The 20,430-nt window shown below is 48.4% G+C and carries 21 protein-coding genes and 3 tRNA genes; 13 read left to right on the top strand and 11 right to left on the bottom strand.

What is annotated here, in order from left to right; genetic code table 11:
- The first annotated feature begins 136 nt into the window (after nt 1-136).
- From G544_RS0104255 to G544_RS0104225, 6 genes are all read left to right on the top strand, one after another.
- Nucleotides 137-212, top strand: a tRNA-Gly gene (locus G544_RS0104255).
- A gap of 39 nt (nt 213-251) precedes the next feature.
- Nucleotides 252-325, top strand: a tRNA-Cys gene (locus tag G544_RS0104250).
- Between the two features lie 6 nt (nt 326-331).
- Nucleotides 332-418 (top strand) — tRNA-Leu (locus G544_RS0104245).
- Between the two features lie 231 nt (nt 419-649).
- Nucleotides 650-922: a GNAT family N-acetyltransferase gene (locus G544_RS0104240; protein ID WP_027273437.1), complete on the top strand. Its 273-nt coding sequence runs from the start codon at nt 650-652 to the stop codon at nt 920-922.
- Between the two features lie 112 nt (nt 923-1,034).
- Nucleotides 1,035-1,283, top strand: a complete 249-nt coding sequence (locus tag G544_RS0104235) for a GlsB/YeaQ/YmgE family stress response membrane protein (protein WP_027273436.1) — start codon at nt 1,035-1,037, stop codon at nt 1,281-1,283.
- 198 nt (nt 1,284-1,481) lie between these two features.
- Entirely contained in the window at nt 1,482-1,715 is a 234-nt protein-coding gene (locus G544_RS0104225) for a hypothetical protein (protein ID WP_027273435.1), read from the top strand.
- A gap of 49 nt (nt 1,716-1,764) precedes the next feature.
- On the opposite strand, the gene G544_RS0104220 is transcribed toward G544_RS0104225, so the two are convergent.
- On the bottom strand, nt 1,765-2,427 hold the full coding sequence (locus G544_RS0104220; protein WP_027273434.1) for a DedA family protein: 663 nt from the start codon (nt 2,425-2,427) through the stop codon (nt 1,765-1,767).
- A 456-nt stretch (nt 2,428-2,883) separates the two neighbouring features.
- Here G544_RS0104220 and pepT point away from each other — a divergent pair, with 456 nt between their 5' ends.
- A complete protein-coding gene (gene pepT / locus G544_RS0104215; RefSeq protein ID WP_027273433.1) occupies nt 2,884-4,131 on the top strand; it encodes a peptidase T in 1,248 nt (415 codons plus the stop codon).
- A 68-nt stretch (nt 4,132-4,199) separates the two neighbouring features.
- On the opposite strand, the gene purB is transcribed toward pepT, so the two are convergent.
- From purB to rluE, 5 genes are all read right to left on the bottom strand, one after another.
- The gene (gene purB / locus G544_RS0104210) at nt 4,200-5,570 is read right to left on the bottom strand and encodes an adenylosuccinate lyase (protein ID WP_027273432.1); all 1,371 of its coding nucleotides are present in this window, start codon (nt 5,568-5,570) and stop codon (nt 4,200-4,202) included.
- A 26-nt stretch (nt 5,571-5,596) separates the two neighbouring features.
- The gene (gene hflD, locus G544_RS0104205) at nt 5,597-6,220 is read right to left on the bottom strand and encodes a high frequency lysogenization protein HflD (protein ID WP_027273431.1); all 624 of its coding nucleotides are present in this window, start codon (nt 6,218-6,220) and stop codon (nt 5,597-5,599) included.
- Nucleotides 6,221-6,222: 2 nt separating this feature from the next.
- Nucleotides 6,223-7,326 (bottom strand): tRNA 2-thiouridine(34) synthase MnmA, encoded by a 1,104-nt coding sequence (gene mnmA / locus G544_RS0104200; RefSeq protein WP_027273430.1) that lies wholly within the window; start codon nt 7,324-7,326, stop codon nt 6,223-6,225.
- A gap of 92 nt (nt 7,327-7,418) precedes the next feature.
- Nucleotides 7,419-7,871 carry an NUDIX hydrolase gene (locus G544_RS0104195; RefSeq protein ID WP_036023150.1) on the bottom strand — a complete coding sequence of 151 codons (453 nt, stop codon included), beginning with the start codon at nt 7,869-7,871 and terminating at the stop codon, nt 7,419-7,421.
- On the bottom strand, nt 7,864-8,487 hold the full coding sequence (gene rluE / locus G544_RS0104190; RefSeq protein WP_027273428.1) for a 23S rRNA pseudouridine(2457) synthase RluE: 624 nt from the start codon (nt 8,485-8,487) through the stop codon (nt 7,864-7,866). Before rluE ends, G544_RS0104195 begins: the two co-directional genes overlap by 8 nt.
- A gap of 131 nt (nt 8,488-8,618) precedes the next feature.
- On the opposite strand from rluE, the gene icd reads away from it, so the two are divergent.
- Nucleotides 8,619-9,872 (top strand): NADP-dependent isocitrate dehydrogenase, encoded by a 1,254-nt coding sequence (gene icd / locus G544_RS0104185; RefSeq protein WP_027273427.1) that lies wholly within the window; start codon nt 8,619-8,621, stop codon nt 9,870-9,872.
- A 55-nt stretch (nt 9,873-9,927) separates the two neighbouring features.
- Here icd and wzz(fepE) read toward each other — a convergent pair whose 3' ends face one another.
- Nucleotides 9,928-11,016: an LPS O-antigen length regulator Wzz(fepE) gene (gene wzz(fepE), locus G544_RS0104180; protein ID WP_051155555.1), complete on the bottom strand. Its 1,089-nt coding sequence runs from the start codon at nt 11,014-11,016 to the stop codon at nt 9,928-9,930.
- Between the two features lie 75 nt (nt 11,017-11,091).
- Nucleotides 11,092-11,412, bottom strand: a complete 321-nt coding sequence (locus G544_RS22690; RefSeq protein WP_420864717.1) for an IS1/IS1595 family N-terminal zinc-binding domain-containing protein — start codon at nt 11,410-11,412, stop codon at nt 11,092-11,094.
- A 615-nt stretch (nt 11,413-12,027) separates the two neighbouring features.
- Here G544_RS22690 and G544_RS0104175 point away from each other — a divergent pair.
- Nucleotides 12,028-12,873, top strand: a complete 846-nt coding sequence (locus G544_RS0104175) for a helix-turn-helix domain-containing protein (protein WP_027273425.1) — start codon at nt 12,028-12,030, stop codon at nt 12,871-12,873.
- A 94-nt stretch (nt 12,874-12,967) separates the two neighbouring features.
- Here the strand turns inward: G544_RS0104175 and ycaC are convergent, their stop codons facing one another.
- Nucleotides 12,968-13,591 (bottom strand): isochorismate family cysteine hydrolase YcaC, encoded by a 624-nt coding sequence (ycaC, locus tag G544_RS0104170; RefSeq protein WP_027273424.1) that lies wholly within the window; start codon nt 13,589-13,591, stop codon nt 12,968-12,970.
- Nucleotides 13,592-14,174: 583 nt separating this feature from the next.
- Here ycaC and focA point away from each other — a divergent pair.
- Complete coding sequence (gene focA, locus G544_RS19910; protein ID WP_051155554.1) at nt 14,175-15,065, top strand: formate transporter FocA; 891 nt, start codon at nt 14,175-14,177, stop codon at nt 15,063-15,065.
- Between the two features lie 294 nt (nt 15,066-15,359).
- Here focA and G544_RS22685 read toward each other — a convergent pair whose 3' ends face one another.
- Nucleotides 15,360-15,536, bottom strand: coding sequence for an IS1/IS1595 family N-terminal zinc-binding domain-containing protein (locus G544_RS22685; protein ID WP_420864718.1), 177 nt, complete (start codon nt 15,534-15,536; stop codon nt 15,360-15,362).
- Between the two features lie 655 nt (nt 15,537-16,191).
- Here G544_RS22685 and panC point away from each other — a divergent pair.
- Nucleotides 16,192-17,040, top strand: a complete 849-nt coding sequence (gene panC / locus G544_RS0104160; RefSeq protein ID WP_245614572.1) for a pantoate--beta-alanine ligase — start codon at nt 16,192-16,194, stop codon at nt 17,038-17,040.
- 82 nt (nt 17,041-17,122) lie between these two features.
- Here panC and G544_RS0104155 read toward each other — a convergent pair whose 3' ends face one another.
- Nucleotides 17,123-18,019, bottom strand: a complete 897-nt coding sequence (locus tag G544_RS0104155) for a LysR family transcriptional regulator (protein WP_027273422.1) — start codon at nt 18,017-18,019, stop codon at nt 17,123-17,125.
- Between the two features lie 217 nt (nt 18,020-18,236).
- Here G544_RS0104155 and G544_RS0104150 point away from each other — a divergent pair, with 217 nt between their 5' ends.
- Both G544_RS0104150 and G544_RS0104145 read left to right on the top strand, forming a co-directional pair.
- Nucleotides 18,237-19,226, top strand: coding sequence for an aldo/keto reductase (locus G544_RS0104150; RefSeq protein ID WP_027273421.1), 990 nt, complete (start codon nt 18,237-18,239; stop codon nt 19,224-19,226).
- A 2-nt stretch (nt 19,227-19,228) separates the two neighbouring features.
- Nucleotides 19,229-20,239: a zinc-dependent alcohol dehydrogenase family protein gene (locus G544_RS0104145; RefSeq protein WP_027273420.1), complete on the top strand. Its 1,011-nt coding sequence runs from the start codon at nt 19,229-19,231 to the stop codon at nt 20,237-20,239.
- Nucleotides 20,240-20,430 lie beyond the last annotated feature (191 nt).

The raw sequence follows: 20,430 nt of genomic DNA, 5'->3' as shown, positions 1-20,430 counted from the left end.
AGCAGCAAACGAACCAAATGTTTTAATAATTCTATTGACTCACCTCGTCAGGTAAGTAGAATGCACAGCATCCGATTGCGGCTGGGCCGCAGAGGGTAAGTGATTAAATCGGCAGCCTTTGCCGGTCGAACACGAAGCGGGAATAGCTCAGTTGGTAGAGCGCAACCTTGCCAAGGTTGAGGTCGCGAGTTCGAACCTCGTTTCCCGCTCCAATTCAACCCCCGCGGTTGAGTGTTAGGCGTATCAGATAAGGCGCGTTGGCAGAGTGGCCATGCAGCGGATTGCAAATCCGTCCACCTCGGTTCGACTCCGGGACGCGCCTCCAGCATCAGCCCGGGTGGTGGAATCGGTAGACACAAGGGATTTAAAATCCCTCGGCGGCAACGCCGTACGAGTTCAAGTCTCGTCCCGGGCACCATTCAAAATCAATAAAAAACAGTTTGATAGAACGAAAAACGAGCCGCGATTTGCGGTTTTTTTATTGCCTGAAATTACGTCCTCCCGTTTTTACAGAACTATACTTATACCGAGCCAATAAAGGCACCGTAGCCCGTTTTGGACGAAGCAGGCATCACAGCGGTGATTTATATTACGGATACCCACCCAATACAGGGCGCTGAGGGTATCGTCACAACCAAGCGAGGGAGCTATGGAAATACTGGAAGGCCACAACAAATTTTATGTTAATAATGAACAGGGCAACCTGGTGGCGGAGATTGTTTTCGTCCCTACGGGAGAGCATCTGAGCATCATCGAGCATACCGACGTCGACCCAAGCCTGAAAGGCCAAGGCGTTGGTAAGCAACTCGTTGCGCGCGTGGTCGAAAAAATGCGTCAGGAAAATCGCAAAGTCATTCCTCTTTGCCCGTTTGCGAAGCATGAGTTTGATAAAACCCGTGAATATGACGATATCCGCGCCTGAGCGTTGGTGGTGCAGTGAGCTGTCAGGTAGGCCGGTAAGTTGAAATATAGCTTTATCGCGTTTACTCTTTTAAAGGTATTAGTTGGTTATTGATGCAGAAAATGAGGTGTATATGGGTATTCTTTCATGGATTGTATTTGGCCTGATTGCGGGTATTTTAGCTAAGTGGATTATGCCGGGGAGAGACGGCGGCGGCTTTATAATGACGGTAATACTCGGCGTCGTCGGTGCAGTTGTTGGCGGCTGGATCAGCACCTTCTTCGGGTTTGGTAAAGTAGACGGTTTTAATATGGGCAGCTTTGTTGTTGCAGTTATTGGCGCGATTGTCATGCTTGCAATATACAGAAAGCTTCGTAGCTAATAGAACCCCGCGCCCTAAAGTCTGCATGATTGCGGGCTTTTGGGTGTAAACCGTTTTTTCTTCCTATATTAGTATAGTTTCAGCGCCGTTATCCTTCGAATCATCCTGCCCTGAGCCATAGCGCGCAAGCCTGGTGCCTGCGTAGTAAAAAATGATGGTAATATAAGACTCATTTCTATAAGAAAAATGAGAATGCAGATGGACATATCCGACTTTCTTTTACAGGCCAGAAGGCTGAACCCTGACGCAAAAGTTATGTTAACGCTTGAGCCGAATGCAGGCTCTGTCAGCGTTGAATGGGGCTGGGAGAAAGAGGGGCGGGAACGCTATTTTAAACATCGTATGCTGTTAAAAGAGCTGCAGTTTGATGAGGCAATTACGGCGTTTTTTTCTTCCTGCGTCATAGGTATGGAAAACGCCGCTAACCGGTAAAAACTTCGAGCAAGGTCTGGCATCGGACTAGCCGCTCAATGCCAATAGGCTATTTCTTCTGGTGCGACTTCTTCCTTAATACCACGAGCAGAGAACCAAGCAGGCCAATAACCAATAGCGCAATAGGAAGAATCATGAGGCCATTCATCACCAGCGCTTCATGGTGCTTAAAGAAGGGCGTTAGGCTTATCAGATAACCAATACTCGTCACTACGCCAACCCACAGAACGGCGCTAAGCCAGTTAAAGATTTGAAATCGTTTGCCGTCAAGCGCGGACAGACCGGCAATCGTAGGCAACAGCGTGCGGACGAACGCTAAGAATCGGCCTATCAGCAGCGCAAAGAAACCGTGTTGATGAAACAGGTTATGGGCGCGTTGATGATAGTGTGCCGGAATTTTTGCCATCCATCCCTGGACCGTTTTGGTTTTCCCTAACCATCTCCCCTGCAAATAGCTTAACCAACAGCCCAGCGCGGCGGCCGCTGAAAGTACGGCAAGCGTCAGAAGATAGTGAAGCGAGCCCTGGGCTATCAGCGCGCCGGCCAGCAGCAGGAGGCTGTCCCCCGGAAGAAATGCGGCGGGAAGCAGGCCGTTTTCCAGAAAGATAATGACGAAAAGAATGCCGTAAATGGCCCAAAGAAACTCCGGATTCGCCAACGTTTTAAAGTCGTGTTGTAAAAGTGCGTGGAATAGATCTGTAATCGAACCCATTTTCTTTCCTAATATGTCATCGTAGAGCAACCTGAAGACTGTCAGACTTGGCGGTTACGGATGAGCGGATATACGGTAACTATATAGTAGCCATGAGCAAAAGGCTGAAAAGGTTAAGGGATTAACCAGCGGTGCTGCAAGTTTACCACGATGCCCCCAAGTGATACAGGCGATGGGGTAAGGATAGCATCAAAAGCGCACTGCACGGTTTTTAACGAGTTGTCATGGCGGGCGCACTAATTCACCCAATTTGCATGCTTTTCTGCGGTAGGATTTTCAGCAAATAGAGAAAAGCAGCGCGAATATTTCCGCTTGGTCAGGCAGCGCGTGTTGAAAAGTTGTACGATAGCCTTTCGTTATTGAGACACGCGTTCAGGATTTTCTCAAAGCGGTTTAACGCCGCTTGGGGCTATGTTAACGTAATCAGCGACTATTAAATATGTAAAGGTAAATATGATGGATATCGTCGATCGCTTTATTTCCTATACCAAGATCAATACGACTACGGACCGCGACAAGGGCGCTGCGGGCATTATGCCGTCATCGGAAGGGCAAAGGGTTTTAGCCAATCAGGTGGCTGAAGAGCTGCGCGCGCTTGGGCTTAAGGACGTCATGGTCAATGAGCGATCGATACTGACGGCAACGCTCCCCGCTAACGTTGATTATCCGCTGCCGACGGTGGCCTTTTTCGGCCACCTGGATACCAGCGCCGAGCAAACCAGCGATACTCACGCAAAAATCGTTTCCTATCAGGGGGGAGATATCTGCCTGAACGAAGAGCAGCAAATTTTCCTGCGGCAGAGCGAGTTCCCCGAGCTTCAAGAGTATGTAGGCGACGACGTTATCGTCACCGACGGCACCAGCCTGTTGGGCGCTGACGATAAGGCCGCCATTGCCTCCATTGTGAACATGGTTCAGTTTCTGTTAGCCCATCCGGAAATCAAGCACGGAACGGTAAAAGTCGGCCTGGTGCCTGATGAAGAGCAGGGGCTTCGCGGCGCGAAGGCGTTTGACGTTAAGGCCTTCGGCGCGGATTTTGCCTACACGCTGGACTGCTGCGGCATTGGCGAGCTGGTTTATGAGAACTGGAACGCGGGCGATGTGGAGCTGGTGTTTACCGGCCAGTCCGCTCACCCCATGTCGGCTAAAGGCCGATTGAAAAACTCTTTGCTGATGGCGCATAAATATATCGCCATGCTGCCGGGCGGTGAAGCGCCGGAGTATACAGAAGGCCGGGAAGGCTACTATTGGGTCAAACAGTTACAGGGTAACAGCGCCAAAACGGTGTTGAAGATGGACGTTCGGGACTTTACCGAACAGGGATACCAGCACCGCATGCAGTTTTTATCTCGCTTGGCGCAGCACTGCGAAGACCTGTGGGGCGAAGGCAGCGTAACCTGCAAGCTGGCGGATCGCTATACCAACGTGTTTAATAGCCTGCAGGACGATGCCAGCTATCCTATCGATATCGCCGTGGACGCCTATCGGAGCCTGGGCATTGAGCCGAAGGTTATCCCGATGCGCGGCGGCTATGACGGCGCGGCGCTGTCGCAAAACGGGCTGCCTTGTCCAAACGTCTTTACCGGCGGGCACAACTTCCACTCGATTTACGAATATCTGCCGGTTAAATCCCTGAGGGCAGCAAGCAGCGTATTGGTGGAGATCGTTAAGCAGACCCACGAGCGTTTTGCTAAAGACGCCTGAGGGCGCGGGTAGAAAATGAAGCGGGGCGCCTATTGGCACCCCGTTTTACTTAACCATTACGGCGCTGTCTACTTGAGAAGATCCACCATTTCGACGGCATAGCCAATATAGTTGGCCGGCGTCATGCCCTTCAGGCGAGTTTTTTCCTCTGCCGGCAGCTCCAGTCCGTCGATAAAGCGATGCATATCGGCCTGCGTTACGCGCTTGCCGCGAGTAAGCTCTTTCAGCTTTTCATAGGGCTTTTCAATTCCATAGCGGCGCATAACCGTTTGGATAGGTTCCGCCAACACTTCCCAGTTGTTATCGAGTTCTTCGCGCAGATGGCCTTCGTTCACTTCCAGTTTTTTAAGTCCCTTAAGGGTGGACTGGTAAGCAATGAGCGCGTAGCCGATGCCGACGCCGAGGTTTCTTAACACGGTGGAGTCCGTCAGATCGCGCTGCCAGCGGGATACCGGCAGCTTAGTGGCCAGGTGTCCCAGTACGGCATTAGCCAGCCCCAGGTTGCCCTCGGAGTTTTCGAAGTCGATAGGGTTCACTTTATGAGGCATCGTTGAGGAACCGATCTCCCCGGCGACGGTTTTCTGCTTAAAGTGATTAAGGGCAATGTAGCCCCAAACGTCACGGTCAAGATCCAGCAGGATAGTGTTAAAGCGAGCGACACAGTCAAAGAGCTCGGCAATGTAGTCGTGCGGCTCAATTTGGGTTGTGTAGGGGTTCCAGGTTACGCCCAGAGAGGCCACAAACTCCTCGCTAAAGCGGTGCCAGTCAATCTCTGGGTAGGCTACCAGGTGGGCGTTATAGTTGCCGACGGCGCCGTTGATTTTGCCGAGAATATCTACCTTCGCCAATTGGGCATACTGCCGTTCCATTCGGTAGGCGACGTTAGCCATCTCTTTGCCGATGGTTGACGGCGTGGCAGGCTGCCCATGGGTTCGAGAAAGGAGGGGGATCGTACGGTACTGCTCGGCCAGCGCCTTCACCGTATCGATAAGCGTGCGCCAGTTTGGCAGCAGCACGTCGCGGCGGGCTGTCGTCAGCATCAGCGCGTGGGACAGGTTGTTGATATCTTCCGACGTGCAGGCGAAGTGAATGAATTCCGATACTGCGTTAAGTTCGGCTACGCCGGCGACTTTTTCCTTCAGGAAGTATTCCACCGCCTTAACGTCGTGGTTGGTTGTGCGCTCAATGGTTTTGATGCGGGCGGCGTCTTCCTGGTTAAAACTGGTGACGATATTATCAAGGTAATCGTTTGCTTCTTTGCTAAAAACGGGGACTTCCTTGATTTGTGCGCAGCTTGCCAGCTTTTGAAGCCAGCGAACTTCAACCGTTACGCGAAACTTCAGTAACCCGAATTCGCTGAAAATGGAGCGCAGAACGTCGACTTTGTCGCCATAGCGTCCATCAATCGGTGATACGGCGGTCAGTGAAGATAATTCCATCAATAGGACTCCTGAAGTCTAAATGTTTAACGATTTGAAAGAATCTGGTGCACCTGCGTAAGCAGGCGACTGCGTGAAAAAATGAACTGAAGCCGGCGGCCGCCTACCTGCTGCCATAAGACGGCGGCGCGAATGCCAGCCAGCAGCGCGGCGCGAACCTTCGCCTGGATCAACGGTTTTTGTAGCGCTTCCGGCGCGCCCGTAACCTGAATTCTCGGCCCCAGCGGGCTGATAACGTCGACATAGATGTCGGCCAGCGCGTGAACGACGGTTTCGGAATCAATATCGAAGTGGAGCAATTGGCGCTCCACCTGAGAGATACGGTTAGAAAGCTCATCAAGAGCCTGAGGATTTGACGACAGCTTGCGTTCAAGCACCGTCAGGCTGAGCAGGTAGCGGGTCAGGTCGGCGCTAAGCTCTTTGCGGCTGTTGGTAAGTACCGCAGGGAGCGACTCCAGCCCGAGGGTTAAATCGCTTTCCTGACCAAAAATAGCCAGCGTAGTGGGGGAATCCGTCACCATTATGCTGCGAAGAGACACCTGCAGAGCGTGCGCATCGCACTGCCCGCCGAGCGCCAGCTGTTGAACCAGACGGGACGCCTGAGCGACGCCGGCCAGCGCGATCGTTATATCGTAATAATTTTTGGCCACGGTTAATCCTGTATGCGTTCTTCAATAATGGCGCCGCCGAGGCAGACTTCCCCTTGGTAAAACACGGCGGACTGTCCGGGAGTTACCGCCGCGACGGGTTCGTCAAAACGCACTTCCAGGCGATCGGGGCCCAGAGGCGTGACGGTACACGGAATGTCCTGTTGGCGATAGCGGGTTTTCACCGTACAGCGGAAGGTCTCGGTAACTTCATTTCTGTCGACCCAGTGCAGCTGTTGAGCTATAAGCCCGGTGGAAAACAGGCTAGGGTGGTCGTGGCCCTGTGCGACGATTAAGCGATTGGCCGTCAGATCCTTATCAACCACGTACCAAGGGTCTTCACCACCGTCTTTCATTCCACCGATGCCTAAACCTTTACGCTGGCCCAGAGTGTGGTACATCAGCCCCTGATGTTTGCCGATAACCTCGCCGTCCACGGTGACGATATCGCCCGGCTGAGCCGGCAGGTAGCGGGCCAGAAAGTCTTTAAACTTTCTCTCGCCGATAAAGCAGATGCCGGTAGAGTCCTTTTTCTTGGCCGTGACTAAATCGAGCTCCTCGGCAATGCGGCGCACTTCCGGCTTTTCCAGTTCGCCAACCGGGAACAGGCTTTGGGCGACCTGCTCATGGCTGAGCGTATAGAGAAAATAGCTTTGGTCTTTATTGTCGTCTACGCCGCGCAGCAGGCGGCTTTTGCCGTCAACGTCCTGACGGCGGACATAGTGACCGGTTGCGATATAGTCTGCTCCCAGGTCTTCTGCTGCGAACTCAAGAAAGGCTTTAAACTTGATTTCTTTATTGCACAGAATATCGGGGTTTGGCGTGCGCCCGGCCCGGTACTCGGCCAGAAAGTGCTCAAATACGTTATCCCAGTATTCGGCAGCGAAGTTAATGGTGTGGAGCTCTATGCCCAACTTGTCGCAAACCGCCTGCGCATCGGCCAGATCGGTCGCGGCCGAGCAGTATTCATCAGAGTCGTCTTCTTCCCAGTTCTTCATAAACAGGCCAACGACCTGATAGCCCTGCTGTAAAAGCAGATAGGCTGAGACTGAGGAATCAACACCGCCGGACATTCCGACAACGACTTTTTTCTGACGATTATCTGACATAGGTCTCTCGTGTAGCTAGTGAATGCTGCTGTTGCTGTATAACACAATAACCGCTGATTCTATCACGTTGTAAGGCCGTTGGCACCGCCAATCTAGCCGCCAAAATAGGTCAAAATATCCAGCGGATAGCGCGTTGGCTGCAGATAGTGCAGCAAGCTTTCTTTTACCAGTGGCGAACGTAGGTTAGGCGAGGTAAGAATATCGTCCGCGCTCAGCCACAGGCAGCGATCGATATCGGTGTCGTTTGGCGAAGCGGCCACCATGCTTTCTAAATCAATAGAAAACGTGAAGCGGATAAACGGCGTTCCGTCCGGCGCCAGCCACTGGTAAATGCGGAGCAGTTCCTGAGGGCGAGCCCGTATGCCGGTTTCTTCCCACAGCTCGCGGGCGGCGCCGTCCAGCACGGTTTCCCCGGCTTCCAGATGGCCCGCCGGCTGGTTTAGCGTCGGGCGGCCGTTGATGCGTTCTTCCACCATGAGAAATCGACCTTCGGCTTGAACGACGCAGGCCAACGTTACGTGGGGCTTATACTGAGTTTCAGACACTATGCACCTCTCTCCATTCACCCGGTTGAAGCCCCTCTAGCGTCCAGCCGTCTACGCTATAGCGAATTAGCCGCAGGGTAGGGAAGCCAACGTGGGCCGTCATTCTTCGCACCTGCCGGTTTCTGCCTTCGTGCAGGGTTATCTTAATCCACTGGGTAGGAATTGACTTGCGCTCGCGGATTGGGGGCGTGCGCGGCCACAGCCATTCAGGTTCATCAACCAGCTCAGCTCCAGCGGGAAGCGTAGGGCCGTCGTTTAAGGTTACGCCTTGGCGAAGTTTCTCTAACGCGCTTTCATCTGGAATACCTTCCACCTGAACAAAATAAACTTTATGAACTTTATGTTGTGATTGTGTTAATTTTGCCTGCAGGCGGCCGTCATTTGTGAGAACAATAAGCCCTTCACTGTCGCGATCGAGGCGACCGGCGGCGTATACGCCGGGGATCGGCACGTAATCTTTCAGCGTTTTTCTTCCCGCTTCATCGGTAAATTGAGGTAGGACATCAAAGGGTTTATTTAGCAAAATAAGGCGTCGAGGCCCTTTAAATTCAAGAGCTTTTGTCTTTTTTGGCCGCCGACGGCTGGCGGAATTTTTTTTAGTGGCTAATGTTAACATGGCGTTCTGTGCGTTGAATCGTTAAACCATTATACCCGAAAACATTTTTTATTGGCGGTGACAAATTATTCAAGTAGTATCATCGTGAGTCTTACAAAAAATTAACAAACAGGTCCTCAGAGGAGAGTTTGATGGAAAGCAAAGTTGTTGTACCGGCTACAGGCAAAAAAATTACGATGAATGCCAAAGGTAAACTCGACGTTCCGCACGATCCTATTATCCCCTACATTGAGGGTGACGGCATTGGTGTTGACGTAACGCCGGTGATGATTGAGGTTGTTGATGCCGCAGTACAGAAAGCCTATGGCGGTGAACGTAAAATTTCCTGGATGGAAATTTATACCGGGGAAAAATCGACAGAGCTGTACGGTAAAGACGTCTGGCTGCCGGATGAAACGCTGGACTTCATTCGAGAATACAAAGTAGCGATCAAAGGCCCCTTGACGACGCCGGTAGGCGGCGGCATCCGTTCACTTAACGTAGCGCTGCGTCAACAGCTCGATCTTTACGTGTGTCTGCGTCCTGTTCGCTACTACGAAGGCACGCCAAGCCCGCTGAAAAATCCTGAACTGACCGACATGGTGATTTTCCGTGAAAACGCAGAGGATATTTACGCCGGCGTTGAGTGGAAGGCGGGAACGCCGGAAGCCGATAAGGTTATCAAGTTTCTGCGAGAAGAGATGGGCGTAACGAAAATTCGCTTCCCTCAGCAGTGCGGCATCGGCATCAAGCCGTGTTCAGAGCAGGGCAGCAAGCGCCTGATCCGCGCCGCTATTGAATATGCGATTGATAACGGACGTGAGTCCGTCACGCTGGTCCACAAAGGCAACATCATGAAGTTCACCGAAGGCGCCTTCAAGGACTGGGGCTATCAGCTGGCCAAAGAAGAGTTCGGCGGCGAGCTGCTGGACGGCGGCCCGTGGATGAAAATCAAGAATCCGAAAAACGGCAAAGACATTATTATTAAAGACGTGATTGCTGACGCCTTCCTGCAGCAAATCCTGCTGCGCCCGGCTGAGTACGACGTTATCGCCACTATGAACCTGAACGGCGACTACATCTCTGATGCGCTGGCCGCACAGGTCGGCGGTATCGGTATTGCTCCGGGCGCTAACATCGGCGACGAGTGCGCGCTGTTTGAAGCCACTCACGGTACGGCGCCTAAGTATGCGGGGCAGGATAAGGTCAATCCGGGCTCGGTTATTCTGTCTGCCGAGATGATGCTCCGTCACATGGGCTGGTTCGAAGCCGCCGACCTGATTGTTAAAGGTATGGAAGGCGCTATCAAGAACAAGACCGTGACCTACGACTTCGAACGCCTGATGGACGGCGCTAAACTGCTGAAATGTTCAGAGTTTGGCAAGGCGATGATTGCGAATATGTAATCAGAAACGGTAGGGCTAAAAACGGGAGCGTAAGCTCCCTTTTTTATGACTCATATCATGAGTAAAGTGCGTTTGTGGTTGAATTATGACTTAATATATCTTTTCTTTTTAGAATAGCCTGATGCATCAAGATATAGCCACAGGCGACCATAAGGCCGAATAGCGTTGATAGAGTCAGAATAAGCGGCTTACTAGGGCCATCCTTTTTTACCGGCCAATTGGGAGCCATTTGGTATTTGTAAGGCTGGAACGCTACATCTTGGATGTTGATTTTTTCCATTCTATTTAAACGCATCTCTCTGTTTTGAATTGATGCGTTTAAGTGGGCAACGTCCGTAATAGATTGCTCTATTTTTAGCTTTTGCGCTAAACCGTCAGAACCTAAGGCAACGGAGTAGTCGGGATCGTCTTTAACCGCTAAGCCACTGCTGTACACTGGCTGCTTGATTCCTGCGGCATTAGCGACTTCCAGCGAATAGTTAAGGCGCAGTATATTTATATTGCGTTCGTTTTCTAGCGCTTTTCGTTCTAACGCTAGGCTATCCTTTTCTGTTTGGATTTTTAATGCTAACGAGCTAAGCAGATCGTTAATAACTTCTTTTCTTACTATTGTTGAAACATAGTCAATGTAGCCACTAAGGACCGTTTGTGCGTCATCTGCTGTGGCTGCGGTAAACTTAAGCGTCCAGGACGTATATGGACGAGGCTCTTTTTGACTCAATGAACCACTGGACATCAATTCCAGCAGTTCTGTCGTTTTAACTATTAGCCGACGGCGAGCTTCAGCATCAAAGCTACTGTTTGCCAGCTGTTTCATTATGTAAGGAGACTGACTTAAGTACTCTTCCTGAAGAGTAGAGGAATCAAATCGTTTGATGAACTGTTGGTAAAGCGTATTCGCATCGACATCATAATTTATATCTAATGCACGAAGCTCGGTCAGTTCTTTTTTGATTTGAATTAGCTCGGGCATCTCCGGCGGAATGACGATTGCTTGGCTTGTCCATTTTTGAGGTAATAGTAAAGATAGCAGCAGGCCGCTCAATCCAAAAAAAAGCACAATGACAAATAGGCATTTCTTTTTTAAAAGAAGCGTTTCCATCAGAATATATAGATCTACGTCATCTCGCGAATCGGGAAACATGGAAGATGAGCATTGAGACTGCGGGTAAAGGCATCTTTTATTGATGTTGTTTTCCATAATGCATAACGGCAGTTGTTAAGAGTTACTCTTTATTTTGTTGTATTGTAATGGCGCTTCTTTACCACTTAAGGCGGATACCACCAATTGGACTTTTGTCTTCCTGATGTTGAGAAGCTTTGATACTTCATCAGGACTTTTTCCTGCATTGGTCATACTCAGGATAGTTTCTTTGTGGGGGCTCTCATAGGTTGTATATATGTATTTTATTTGAAAGGATTTTTTGCAGTTTTTACAGTAGTAACGTTGTAAACCCGCTCGCGATTTCCCATGCTTCCTGACGCAGTTCTCTCCGTTGCATAAATGGCATATAGTCGGCTTATTCTTTAAATTAGGCATTTTTGTACTTTTATTTTTTATATAAATTATGAATGATGGGTATTTTAAACGCTCAATAAGTGCCTGTAGATATTTATATCCGATAGATTGATCTTTACTATTAACCTGGCGATTTCAATTATTTTATTTTATATAACAACACTTTTAATTTATAGCATTTTGTTAATTTGTTTAATCTTTATTAGGATTGCAAGTATAATAATATTATATTTTTCAATGTGATGCTGGCTATGTGGTTTTTAGGAGGATGCACAAAAAGATTTTACCGAAGAGAAAAATTAACTTTTTGTGCAATTATTTGTTATCAAGATAATAGTTTCTTATGTTATTAAGAGTTGAATTGGAATGGTTTAGAAATAATTGCCTATAACTTATTGTATTCATTGTCTGTTTGTATGTTTTTTATTTTTTGGTGAAAATATTCCTTGCTTGAGATTTTTTCGGACATTATTGTAATGCTTTGATAAGCCAAGCTGGCTTCTTATTTTATATCTTTACCAGCATTCTTTTAATTTATTGATGATTAGAAGGGAAACGATCGCTGTGGCTAACGTCAAGAACCTTAGCCTTAAGTAATTAAGAACTGCTGCGTTATATCTACATAACATATTAATTATGCCAATAAGAAAGTCGATTGTTAAAGATACGCTTCTGTGGGTTGAAAAACATATTGAAGATGACATAGATATAAGTCAGGTCACTGAAATATCTGGATACTGTAGGCGGCAAATTCAAACCGTATTTAAGCTATATACGAGAGAGAATCTCGGTTGCTATATTCGTCAGAGAAAGTTGTCCCGAGCCTCTATGCTGCTGAAATTAACCAACTTGCGCATTGGCGACATTGCTCACAAGATGGGGTTTGAGTCTTCTCAAAGCTTTAATAGGGCTTTTAAGAAGCATTTTGGCTGTACTCCTCTTCAGTTTAGAAACGCCCTGGACTGGGATTTCTCCAGATTTCGAGCGGCAATAAATCTTGATGGCCACGACTATGGCGCTGTAATTCCTGAACTATGCTATTTAAAGAAGGTTTTCCATACCGTTTTAGAAGTGATGTATCAGGAACCGGAGCTCTCAATAGTCAGTGACAATAGTAAAGTGTTAAAGCTGTCATTAATTAGGGATAACATGCGGCTTTTAGCGACTAATATATGCATGCTTTACGATCTTAAGCTCGACAGCAGGGTTTCAGGAGCGCTTACCATTGCGTGTACAGTAGCGACAGAACGGACAAGAAGCGTAAGCACCGTCGTTAACGTTGAAGGGCGATACGCCAAGTTTCATTTTGACGGCAGCGTTGAAAACTTTTTCCACTTTTCTCGGTATATTTATACTAACGTTTTGCCGAAATATCGTATAAAGCGGCGAGAGGGGAAGGATATTGAAATATTTACCTATAACGGTGCAATTTTCAGAGATAGGGTAAATATAAAGTGTGACTACTATGTTCCTGTTGTCTAGATTTTATTTATAGGGTACAGAATTGAGAATAGCCCCACAAATGCAGGGCTAATGAAGAAACTTGAGGGAAAAGCGACTCACTAATTGATTACTTTTATCCCTTATTTTTCAGGTCAAAGCTGGTTATCAGGTTTCTATAGTCGGGAATATGATTAGAGAAAAGCGCCGCTAAGCCTTCAATGTCGTTTCGCCAATCGCGATGGAGCTCGCAGGCAACGCCAAACCAAGTCATTAGCTGCGCCCCGGCCTGCGACATTCTGTCCCAGGCGGAATGACGGGTGAGCTCGTTAAACGTACCGGAAGCGTCCGTCACGACAAAAACCTCAAACCCTTCCTCAATAGCCGACAGGGCCGGGAAGGCCACACATACTTCAGTCACCACGCCGGCGATAATCAGCTGCTTTTTCCCGGTGGCCTTAACCGCTTTGACGAAGTCTTCATTATCCCAGGCGTTAATGTTGCCAGGGCGGGCTATATAAGGCGCATCCGGAAACAACGCTTTTAGTTCGGGAACCAAAGGGCCGTTAGGGCCAGTTTCAAAGCTGGTGGTCAGGATCGTCGGGAGTTTGAAATATTTTGCAAGATCGGCCAGAGCGAGAACGTTATTTTTGAACCTGTCGGGATCGATATCTCGAACTAAAGAGAGCAGGCCGGCCTGATGGTCAACGAGAAGAACCGCGGCGTTGTTTTTATCGAGCTTGACATAAGGTTTAGCCATGATGTTTTTAACTCCTTTTGTATAAGACAGAGTGCAGAACTCAAGTTTTTTTGTAACCAGATAGGATTACGAACATCCTTTTAACTATAGACAAGAGAAAGGAGAATTGTGAAAAATAGGCCAGCTGAACGTGGCTGGGGGCCGTAAGAGGGCGACCGGTTGGAGGACTGGCGCTAAAAACGACGGATAGGGACATGGCTGATTTCAATATTTACAGCCTTAAACGTGCGCCTTAAAAAGTGCGCAGGCTTTATCTGTTCATTTTTTCAGCATAAATGACGAGGCCACTTCGACACTTCTGCTGAAAAAGGGAACATGTCTGTAATAAAAAATTTATTTTTATTTATTTTCATGTGATTAAGTATTTCTCAGTTTGGCACGCAACGTGCATTTTCAAATGCAGCTTCATTTAGATAAATATCTCTATCCGATGAAGCCCGCTTCAGTGATATTCCAACGTTAATTTTCTCACACGGTTACGACGAGCCGCCTGCGCATTCATATCGCCAGAGCTGCGCTTTCTGTGGGCCGTGTAGCAACTGATGACTTAGGGCCTATCCTATAAGGCTCTTAGGGAGTACGTATGAATGGTCGCGATCTAACCGGTCCCGGATGTTTTTCAGCGTCCGATATGGCCCATATTGCAGAAGATGCCGGGATTTATAAAACGAATAAACCGCTGTTTCAAACCTACATATCCGCCATATTGGCGGGCGCATTTATTTCTATCGCGTTTGTTTTTTACATTACCGCGACAACGGGGACTGCTGACGTGCCGTTTGGCTGGTCCAAATTTCTTGGCGGCGCCTGCTTTTCTCTGGGACTTATGCTGGTCGTCGCCTGCGGCGTCGATTTGTTTACCTCTACGATTTTAACCTGCGTAGCGAAAGCGGGGGGCAGGATTAGCGGGAGCCAGATGGCGGCTAACTGGCTTAATGTTTATATCGGCAATTTTATCGGCGCGCTGTCTTTAGTCGCCATTATGTGGTTTGCAGGTCAACACGTTTTAGACAATGGGCAGTGGGGATTGAACGTACTAAACACCGCCCAACATAAGTTGGAACACAGCTTTATAGAGGCGGTTTTTTTAGGAATTATGGCTAATGTGATGGTTTGTTTAGCCGTCTGGATGAGCTATGCGGGAAAAAGCCTGATAGATAAAATGTTTATTCTCATTTTGCCCATCAGTATGTTCGTCGCCAGCGGCTTTGAGCACAGTATCGCTAATATGTTCATGATCCCTATGGGGATTATAATAAAGGACTTCGCGACGCCTGAGTTTTGGCATTCTGTTGGCGCTGACCCACAGAGATTTGCTGACTTAACGGTAAGCCATTTTCTTGTAAAAAACCTATTGCCGGTAACTATTGGGAATATTCTGGGAGGAATGATGGTTGGGCTTCCCTTCTGGTATATGTACCTTAGAAAGCCTCACGAAGGAAAGGCTTCATCGGAGCTGGCGTTACATAAATAATCGTCGATTTTTAAGCCCTGACGTTAGCCAGGGCTTAACCTGAACGGGGGTTAAAATCCGATCCCACCGCCTATACCGATACTCACACCTGAAGTCCCACCCGATGCGCCTACGCCCGTTGCCGTATTCGCGGAACATGCGGTCAGCAACAGCAGAAGGGAGAGTATTAACATTTTTTGCACGACGTTTCCTCCACTGTAAACGTAACGCCCAATATACATAAAAATTTATGCAAGTGAATACGCAGTGGCGGAGAGTGACGCTTTTTAAACGTATTAATACGATAAATATATTTTATTCAACGGCAAGCGCAGATTTTTCTTTTGTATAAATATATTTAAGCTGAAATGACTTTTGGCAGCTCATGCAACGATAGCGTTGTGCCTTTGTCTTACTATAGCCGTAACGTATAACGCTGCGATGATTACTACAAATAGGGCATTTGGGAAGCGGAACCGTATAACAGGACATAGGCAATCCTAAATATTATTTGTGCTTCATTTTGAAAAATTCTCAATCTTGGTATTTTAAAATTATAGTTAAGTGAATATACTTAATAAAATTGTTTTTACAGATCGAATTCAGTTTATTAATAGTTTTTAGCTATTGTAATCTTTTGATTGATCGTTGTATATAATCACAGTCTGTTTTTGTTGTTTTAAAAATTTCAATGAAAACATGATATTGTTTTTTATTCTCTTATTGTCTAATTTATGTTTGTTGTTTCTATCTTTAATTAATAATTATTAATTAAATAGAGGGGTTTTTTATTGTTAATTTATTATTTTATTAACTCTATTAATTCCTTTTTCTATTTTTTCTTTTTTTGGTTTTTATTATGTTCTATCCTGTTTGTTTTTTGGTTTTATGATGGTTAATGTGTGTTATTTTGGGTGGGGAGTTTTTCTATCTCTATGTTTTAATTGTTAAAAATTTTGTTAATTAACATTTTTCTGATTTTTAGTCAGTTAAAGTCCATATTGACTAGTATGCCTATGTTGATATACAGGCCGTAGCGATTGTAACGAGACAGCCGTACATTTTATTCCACCACTTGATGACTTAACGGACTCTCGGCTGATATTGTAGTCGCGTTGTGAAATCACGAAAAAACAGGAGCCGCGCTGTGATTAACGTTATCACCTCCATTCCCGAACTGCGGGAGAGAGTCAAATCCTGGAAACAGGAAGGGAAAAGCGTCGGGTTAGTGCCGACAATGGGATTTCTTCACGAAGGGCATCAGAGCCTGATGCATAGGGCCAAGGCTGAAAACGATAAAGTAGTGGTATCTATTTTCGTTAATCCTATGCAGTTTGGGCCAAAAGAAGATTTAGCCAGCTATCCTCGCGATTTTGAGCGAGACAGCCAGCGCTGTGCGGAAGAGGGCGTGGACGTCATTTTTCACCCTGAGGCGACAGAGATGTACAGTAAGAACTTCTCCAGCTACGTCGACATGACGGGGCTAACGGAAGAGCTATGTGGCAAAAGCCGCCCGGGGCACTTTAGGGGAGTATGTACCGTGGTGTCCAAGCTGTTCAATATCGTTCAACCGAACCGCGCTTACTTTGGTGAAAAAGATGCTCAACAGCTGGCGGTTATTAGACGCATGGTCAGGGATTTGAATATTGACGTAAGCGTTGTCGGCTGTCCTATCGTTCGTGAGGCGGACGGCTTGGCCAAAAGTTCCCGTAATAGCTATTTGGATTTCGAACAGCGCAGGGCGGCGGTCTGCTTATATCGGGCAATTCAGCTTGCCCAAAAGCTGGTTTTCGATGGAGAAAGAGACGGTTTAGCGCTGGCTTCGCGCCTGAAAGACGAAATCAAACGAGAGCCTCTGGCGAAGGTCGACTATATCAGCCTGGTTGATGCCGATAGCCTAAGGCCAGTAGAGCGCATTGAAGATCGAACGCTCTGTGCGTTGGCCGTTTATATCGGCAGCACGCGGTTGATAGATAACTGTACGCTGTCCGTTTAACCGCGTGATATGAGTTTAGGAACCCATGTAGCCGTATGGGTTCCTAATAGATAGTTGATTAAAGGCTGTACAGGGGACGTATTTAGATCGCTAGCTGCGGATTTTGGCGGCAAAAGTCAGCAAGATGTTCAATAAGCGCTCGAACTCTGGCCGGAACGTAGCGCTGCTGTGACCACACGGCATAGATATCTCGCGGGGCGCCTTGCCATTCGGGCAGTACTCGAACCAGCTTTCCGCTGCGCAGCTGGCCATGGCATAGGCTAATGGGGCAAAACAAGATCCCTAATCCAGCCTGCGCAGCCTGAAGCGCTAAATAGACGCCATTAACACAAAATTTTCCCTGTGGCTGCCAGCGTACGATCTCCCCGCTTTGACTGTGTTGCATTGTCCAGGTAGACAGCGGTGAGCTGACGACCAGATCGTGTAGCTCCAGATCGTCTACTGATTTAAGCGGCTCGCGCTTTGCCAGATAGTCGGGGGAGGCTACCAACAGGACTTCTTTTGCCTGCCCTAATCTACGCATGTTAAGCAATGAGTCGGGCTGTGCGCCAACGCGAATGGCTACGTCGGCGCCGTGTCCTATCAGATCCTGAGTATAATTATCCAGTTCCAGCTCGAGGCGGACTTCTGGATATTGGGCTAAAAAGGTCATCCAGGCCGGCGCCAGATTGTCATTAGCCAAATCTACCGGAGCCAGAACTCGGAGAAGGCCGCTAACCTGATGGAGCGTAACGTCCAGTTTGGCGGTTGCCTGCTGTAGAGAATGAACCAGCGGCCTACACTGCTCGTAGTATTGCCATCCTTCTCGCGTTGGCGTCATTCGCCGAGCGCTGCGATGCAGCAGGCGACAGCCCAAATGCTGTTCCAGCTTCTGCAGTCGGCGCGTTAGCGTCGGGGCCGGGATTGAGGCTTTCTTGGCTGCCGCGCGCAAACTTCCCGTTTCTACAATGCTTACAAACAGCGCTAATTCATCCAGCATGATTTCATTTTCGAAATTTAAGTTTCAATTTATCAATATATTTTCATTAATCATCATTGTCTAGACTTTCTCTGCTGTCTTTTAACAGCTTTATCCAGGGAGAGAATAGCCGTGAATAGCAAAGCCAAAATCACCTCCTCGATTGGAAGAACGAACTAATCTGAGCATCGCCACTTATTTTTTACAACATTAATCTTTATTAATACAAGAGGTTATTATGATAATTCGTAGATTGGGTAAAAACGGTCCGCGGGTCTCAGCCATTGGGCTTGGCTGTATGGGAATGAGCGCTTTTTATGGCGCGCATGATGATGACGAGTCGTTAAGAACGATTCGCCACGCGTTGGATAACGGGATTAATTTTCTCGATACGTCGGATATGTATGGCCCTTATATTAATGAGCGGTTGGTTGGTCGAGCGATTCAGGGAAGGCGAGATGAAGTCTTTCTAGCCACTAAATTTGGCATCCAGCTCAATCCGAACGATCCTGCTGCGCGCGGCGTTAACGGCAGGCCTGAATACGTTCATGCCAGCTGTGACGCCAGCCTGAAGCGCCTCGGCGTTGACTACATCGATCTGTATTACCAGCATCGTATCGATCCCAATGTGCCTATTGAGGAGACGGTCGGCGCTATGGCGGAACTCGTTCAGGCGGGCAAAGTGCGCTATCTCGGCCTGTCCGAAGCTTCGTCCCAAACGTTGGAACGAGCGCACAGGACGCACCCGATTACGGCGCTGCAAAGCGAATATTCTCTGTGGACTCGAGATCCTGAGAATTCGGTTCTTGCCGCTTGCGACCGATTGGGCATTGGCTTTGTTCCCTATAGCCCGCTTGGTAGAGGCTTTCTAACCGGTACGATAAAAAGCCCGGATGACTTTACCGCTGATGATTTTCGTCGTGATAATCCGCGTTTTCAGGGGGACAACTTTATTCACAATCTGCAACTGGTTGAAAAAGTGACCTCCTTGGCGCAGGACAAAGGCTGTACCCCGGCACAGCTAGCGCTCGCATGGGTATTGGCGCAAGGGGAGCATTTAGTACCTATTCCCGGTACTCGAAAAATCAAAAATTTGGACGAAAACCTCGGGGCGCTGAACGTTAAGCTGAATGACCGTGAATTAGCTGAAATTGACGCCGTTTTTCCGTCCGATGCCGCTAGCGGCACGCGCTATACGGAAAATGTCATGCACATGGTGGAAATTTAATTATGCAAAGTTATCGTTTCAAGCAGTTCGGCAGTTTGGATTATTTGGTGCCTCATCAGGAGGAGATGCCCGAACCTCAGGCGCGGGAAGTGTTGGTACGGATCCGCGCCACGTCGCTTAATTATCGCGATTTGGCCATTATGAACGGCCAATATACGCTTCCCGCCGGCGCTGGGCATATCCCACTGTCCGACGCCGCTGGAGATGTAGTGCGTGTCGGTGAGCGCGTCGAGCGTTTTAAGGTGGGTGATAGGGTCGTGAATACCTTCATGCCGCGCTGGTTTGGAGGGGTTTTTCAGGCATCATCCCGTAACGAGCTGTACGGCAGCGATCGCGACGGTTGGTTAACCGAATACAAAGTCGTTAGCGAAGAGTCGCTGTTATCACTGCCGGACTACTTAAGCTATGAGGAAGGCGCAACGCTTCCCTGTGCGGCGGTCACCGCTTGGGCGGCGCTCAATGGCGACAGGCCGATTAAGGCTGGAGAAACCGTATTAACCTTGGGGTCAGGTGGCGTTTCACTGTTTGCTATCCAGTTGGCCAAATCAATGGGAGCAAAAGTTATCGCTACCACATCCAGCGAGGCTAAGGCTGTTCGGCTGAGAACGTTAGGGGCAGATGAGGTTATCAACTATGTTCAACATCCTCAGTGGAGCCAGGAAGTTTTACGCTTGACTAACGAGCAAGGCGTTAACCGGGTGGTTGAGGTCGGTGGCCCAGGAACATTGAATCAGTCGATTCAGTCCGTTTGTATTGGCGGTGAATTAGCGCTGATTGGATTTGTCGCTCAGGACGCCGCAGCGATAGATTTCTTCAGCCTGTTTAAAAGCGCTGCCCGTTTCCGAGTGATAAGCGTGGGATCGCGAGAGGATTTTGAGCAAATGAACCGGGCGTTAGTTCAGCATAAAATTATGCCGGTTATCGATCGCGTATTTCCGTTTACGCAGGTTAGAGAGGCCTGGCAGTATTTCGGCTCACGCCAGCACGTGGGGAAGGTTGTTATTAGCCATTAGTCGCGCATGCCTCAAAGCCAGAAGATGGCTTTGGGGTGCTTAGTAAGCCCAAGTAAACCCAGCGATGAATGTTGAGGGTTCTTGCCTGCGGCTTATTCAGAGAGGTTAGCGGTTCAGGCTATAGCTGCCCGACGGCGATGAGATAAAAATTCCTCACGGCGTGGCAGAGAAGGGATGCTATCATTGCCGCC

It is taken from the genome of Leminorella grimontii ATCC 33999 = DSM 5078, from assembly GCF_000439085.1.
Classification (GTDB): Bacteria; Pseudomonadota; Gammaproteobacteria; order Enterobacterales; family Enterobacteriaceae; genus Leminorella; species Leminorella grimontii.
The sequence above is the reverse complement of the archived record's forward strand: the minus strand, read 5'-3'. Positions and strand labels throughout refer to the sequence as shown.